General features: G+C 27.9%; 1 protein-coding gene. It reads right to left on the reverse strand.

Annotated features, from left to right (window positions below; all coding sequences use genetic code 11):
• Positions 1-161 precede the first annotated feature (161 nt).
• On the reverse strand, positions 162-606 hold a 445-nt coding region (locus CQA53_RS13460), incomplete at its 5' end, for a hypothetical protein (protein WP_245945924.1).

Below are 606 nucleotides of genomic sequence, written 5' to 3' on the forward strand. Positions count from 1 at the left end.
ATATAAAATATGAGAGAGTAAGAGGGATAATAATATTCCATAATATCACTAAAAATAATACCATAAACATATCCTTTGAGATTTTGCTAGATGAAAATACCCATAGCTTGCCCACGAAAGTTCAGCATAATCACGAAGTTTTTGTGTTTGTTGTTTATTTGTCATAATTCACTCCTTAAATTTATACCAAAATCAAGACTACAAGAAAGCTCTTTTTCTTGCCATTCTAGTTCATAACTAGCCATACCTTTTGTTTCTAAATTGTAGCGTTTTGTTTTCCAAGTGCCAAGTATAATGGCTGATGTAATATTATTTTTAGAAAAATTATTTTGATAACTATATAAGTTTAAATTAACACTATATCTTGATTTTTTGATTTCTCCTATATATACGCTATATTCTCTATAATTATGTAAATACAAAGAGGCTTCTTTACCTAATTTATAAGCTCTTCTATTCAACTCCTCCCAATCAAGCGTATCTAAACTCAATCCAAAGTAACTTAGTATTTTATTATACTTCTCTTCATTATTTGGTAATTCATTAAGCTTACACATCTTTTTAAATTCGTGATAGCTAGGCTCTAAATAATATGAATAAGGTGTG

It is taken from the genome of Helicobacter didelphidarum (assembly GCF_003364195.1).
GTDB lineage: Bacteria > Campylobacterota > Campylobacteria > Campylobacterales > Helicobacteraceae > Helicobacter_A > Helicobacter_A didelphidarum.